The sequence below is a fragment of the Paenibacillus sp. 2TAF8 genome (genome assembly GCF_052114825.1).
Classification (GTDB): domain Bacteria; phylum Bacillota; class Bacilli; order Paenibacillales; family Paenibacillaceae; genus Paenibacillus.
Map to the genome: position 1 here is coordinate 1 of NZ_JBFRFN010000046.1, position 4,378 is coordinate 4,378.

Here is a 4,378-nt window from a genome sequence, read left to right on the forward strand (position 1 = left end):
TAAAATGTACCCCTTGTAAAGGACAAATTAAAAAAGGTTAGGCTGCTTCAAGCTGTCGTCTGTATCGTGCAGGCGGCAGCTTGTTTAAGTTCCATTGACCTCGATAATGGTTGTAATAGATCATGTAGCTYTTYACTTCTTGCTTAACCTCCTCCAATGTCATGCATGTTTTGAAATTTGTTTCATCTTTAAAATKCCCAAAGAAGGATTCTTGTGGAGCGTTATCCCAACAGTTTCCTCGCCGTGACATGGATTGATTTAACCCCATTTGTTTCACAAGCTTTTGGAACTTGGGGTTTGTATAGTGAAATCCTTGATCCGAATGAATCAAGGCATCCGAAGTGAGATGCCTATGCTTTTTGAGTTGTTTCAACGACTCCATTGCAATGTCCAATCCAAGGGAAGCCGAGACTTCATAAGCTAATATTTCATTCGTCTGGGCATCTTTAATCGTTGATAGATAGGCTCGTTTGCTTATCCCATAAGTTAAGTACGTGATGTCGGTTAAGAGAACCTTACCTGCAATCYCTGGCTTAAAGGCTCGCTTTAACATGTTGGGACAGGTTCGATGCTCTTGAGTTGCTTTCGCCATACGACGTGCTGGGTTTGCTTTTCGAATGGGACAAACGATGTTGTACTTTTGCATGATCCGACGGATTCGCTTGAGATTGTATATGTCGCCATACTCAAGTGCGAGCGTCATTTTGATTTGACGTGCGCCTTTGTTCCTCCTACGGTAATGGTAGGCTTTCAGGATGATCGCTTTCAYCTTCTGGTCGGCCTGTTCCTGCTTTTGACGATGTAGCCTGGCGTCTTCACTACAATAGCGGTAGTAGCCTGAGCGTGAAACGCCAGCAATAGCACAAAGAACATGCACCTTGCATTKGAAAAGGAGGTATGCATCATCTGTTGAATCAGTTCGAATTTTTGTCGTGTACGGAGTTGGATTTTTTTCTTCTCATCTGCCTTTCGAGTTGATCGAGCTTTTTTAAGAATTCATTCTCCGCTTCAAGCCATTTCATTTTCGCTTCCAAACGGGCATATTTTTCTTCAAGACTTAATTCACGGTTTAGAGGACGGCCTGAGGCGTGTTTTCTACCATCCGTTAATCCAGCAGATCCTTGTTCCTGAAATGCCGTACGCCATCGATTAGAAGCCTTTTGAATCCGGGTTGCACCCAAAACGTCAATGGGGAAGCCTGCTTCCTGAAAGATTTCACTGGGGAGCGTACCTTGACTATGTTCTTGAATAAATCGTTCTTTGAATGCATCCGTGTATGTAATCGCTTTAGCACTAACATTTCTCACATAGGGATTTCTTCTCAACTGATCTTGCTCTAGCATTGTAAAGTGTTTTTTTGACATTTGCTTGACCACCGCTCGTTTTTTATTCATTGTACACAAAAAAGACCCTACAAGATGACCTTTTTTAAGTGTCCATCTTATAGGGTACATTTTACTGAGGCGTTACGTCCTTTATTAGATCTCCGCTTATCCCCAGCCGCAATGTGATCATCGTAATGCCGATGTTCACTCCGAGAAATCCGTACTTTGATCTTTTTTAGTCTTTACTTTGATCTTTACCCTAACCCTTATGCTCTTTTCTTTACTTTTTGATCTTGTCTCTACTCTGCTTTGCTATTACTGCTCATTTGCTAAGCATGTAACCTGCGTCCGTTTAACAGTTCTTACGCCCTTGGTGCTTGATCCGAGCTCGATGCTTCGGATGCCATGCTTGTTTTCGCTATCCGGCCTGGAATTTGCCAAGCAGATACGATCGCCAAAACGATGAACAACCAGTCTGTAGGCTCACTGAAATATTCCTTAATCGTTTCCGTAAATGCGCTTATCATTTCCCCGTCAAACACCAAGGTCAGTACGCTCACATCTGTAAACAATTCCGATGTAAAATAAACTACCGTCAAATATTTGCCAAGCAAAATGCCCACCAGTGCGAAAACAACAGCGATAATTTTATGCACTGTTGCAATTTGTTTGTTCGAGAACAACACGACAGCGTACCCGCATAGTACACCAACCAGTATCGCAATAAGTCCAACCTCATACTCCGTCATAGCTGCAACCACAGCCCAAACCACACCTCCCAGTATGGCAGCAATCAATCCACCGATAATCGGCATCCCAATCTTAATTCCTTGCTTCTCTTCCACGATGTCTTTCCCTCCTGAGTCATGCTTATACTATATTTCCAGATTTCACCTTCCCTATAAAACCACAAAAAGCTTCAAATTTCAACATATTTCTGTAATTTGTTACACATACTCATACATATCTAGAGATAGCTTCTCATCTAAATACGTCATTACTATATAGCTCCATCGATCTAATTCCTTCATTTTGGAATCACTCTATGTAAAAAAACACCCCTCCCACAGCCTCAATCACTGTAAAAGAGATGTCTATTGCACCTAGCCTTGCCTTATAGAGAATCAATATAATAATTATACCTGAGCTTCTTTGGAAGGCTGTATAACAGCTGCAATCTGTTTAAGAATGGCATCTACCGAAGCAGGATCATGTACATCATATTCGTCTATATTCAAACGCAGTACAGGACATGCAGTAAACTGATTGATCCATACGGAATAACGCTCATGCATGTGTTCCCAATAGGTGCGGTCTGTCTGGATCTCCATCTCACGCCCACGTTCCGTAATCCGGTTCAGGATTGATGGCAGACTGCCTTCGAGATAGATCAGAACATCAGGGTGTGGAAAATAAGGCGTCATGACCATCGCTTCAAACAAGCTGCTGTAGGTCTCAAAATCGGTAGCAGACATCGTCCCCTGATCCGCATGCATCTGTGCAAAGATACCCGTATCCTCATAGATCGACCGGTCCTGTACAAAACCCCCGCCCATTTCAAAAATCTTTTTTTGCTCTTTAAAACGTTCAGCCAGGAAATAGATTTGCAGATGAAAACTCCAACGCTCAAAATCATGATAAAACTTTTCTAAATACGGATTATGATCCACCTGCTCAAGAGAAGTTTTGAAATTCAAACGATCTGCGAGTGCTGCCGTTAGTGTGGATTTCCCCACTCCTACCGTTCCTGCTACTGTAATTAATGCATTCGCCGGAATGCCATAGTTATTCATATCATAAGCTCCTTTACTTGATTAACAATCTGCCTGAAATGCTCAGGATGTTCCACGAAGTCAAGCTGCTCCGCATCGATTTTGAGAATGACTGGCGGATTCGTGCCATTGGCCAAATAATCCATACCTGTTTTATAGTCGGCAATTAACTGTTCCATATAAGCAGGGTCCATATCTTGCTCAAAGGAACGCCCACGCTTGTTAATCCGGTACAACAAGGTATCCAGCTCGGCTTCAATGTAAAGCACCAGATTCGGTTTGGGCAGGTCATCCGTTAACAAATGATAGATTTGGCGGTATTTATCCCGCTTTGTTCCTTTTAAGGTACGCTCAGCGAAAATCATATTTTTATAGATATGATAATCTGAAACGACCGGGCTGTTTTGCTGAATAAAGTGTACACCAGTGTCTTCTAGTTGCTTAAACCGGTTGCATAGAAAAAACATTTCGAGTTGGAAACTCCACTCGTCAATATCCTGATAAAAGGAGGCTAAAAACGGGTTCTCCTCAACAATTTCTTTAACCAGCGGAAGATTTAATTCTTGGGAAAGCATCGTAGCTAACGTTGTTTTCCCCGCTCCAATCGGACCTTCCACAGCTATAAACGGGGCTGATTTCATGGTGTTACTGTTCCTCCTCGTAGTTATGCGTGTTCCGTTTCTATATAGACCTCACCTATTGTATCATAGCTTAGCGCATTGGAAAGGCAGTATTTTATGTATAAAACAAGTCAAATCGACATGATTAGCCATACTTGCGTCGTGACATAACTGAAACCATTTCTTACTTAGTCTATACTGGCTTATACTTATGCATCTAAATAAAAAGACACACCTGATTTTCATCAAGGTGTGTCTTTAATTTGCTTGGCGGCATCCTACTCTCCCAGGACCCTGCGGTCCAAGTACCATCGGCGCTAGAGGGCTTAACGGTCGTGTTCGGGATGGGTACGTGTGGAACCCCTCCGCCATCGCCACCAAACGCGATTGGATCGAAGCTACGGCTTCTTCCATTCATGCTGAAACTGAAAATCATACACACACTCGATGATGTACCGATTTCCAATTCCTTCAGAGTGTTGTTCTCTGAAAACTAGATTCGAAACGAAACKCACGCGATTTAAAACTTGCTATTGGATAAGCCCTCGACCGATTAGTACTGGTCAGCTCCATGCATTGCTGCACTTCCACCCCCAGCCTATCTACCTCGTCGTCTTCAAGGGGTCTTACATACTGGGAAATCTCATCTTGAGGGGGGCTT

At 42.9% G+C, this 4,378-nt stretch carries 3 protein-coding genes, 2 rRNA genes and 1 pseudogene; all 6 read right to left on the reverse strand.

Translation table 11 applies throughout. The annotated features are described in order from the left end of the window. Window positions 1-37: 37 nt before the first annotated feature. Window positions 38-1,364, reverse strand: a pseudogene (locus AB4Z30_RS29740) (IS3 family transposase). Between the two features lie 323 nt (window positions 1,365-1,687). Continuing rightward, window positions 1,688-2,170 carry a hypothetical protein gene (locus tag AB4Z30_RS29745; protein ID WP_441931207.1) on the reverse strand — a complete coding sequence of 161 codons (483 nt, stop codon included), beginning with the start codon at window positions 2,168-2,170 and terminating at the stop codon, window positions 1,688-1,690. Window positions 2,171-2,461: 291 nt separating this feature from the next. After that, window positions 2,462-3,118 carry a deoxynucleoside kinase gene (locus AB4Z30_RS29750; RefSeq protein WP_441931208.1) on the reverse strand — a complete coding sequence of 219 codons (657 nt, stop codon included), beginning with the start codon at window positions 3,116-3,118 and terminating at the stop codon, window positions 2,462-2,464. Then, window positions 3,115-3,738 (reverse strand): deoxynucleoside kinase, encoded by a 624-nt coding sequence (locus tag AB4Z30_RS29755; RefSeq protein ID WP_441931210.1) that lies wholly within the window; start codon window positions 3,736-3,738, stop codon window positions 3,115-3,117. The genes AB4Z30_RS29750 and AB4Z30_RS29755 overlap by 4 nt, the downstream gene beginning before the upstream one ends. Window positions 3,739-3,982: 244 nt before the next feature. Continuing rightward, window positions 3,983-4,099: ribosomal RNA gene (rrf, locus tag AB4Z30_RS29760) — 5S ribosomal RNA — on the reverse strand. A gap of 151 nt (window positions 4,100-4,250) precedes the next feature. Then, window positions 4,251-4,378, reverse strand: a 23S ribosomal RNA gene (locus AB4Z30_RS29765); the annotation flags it as partial.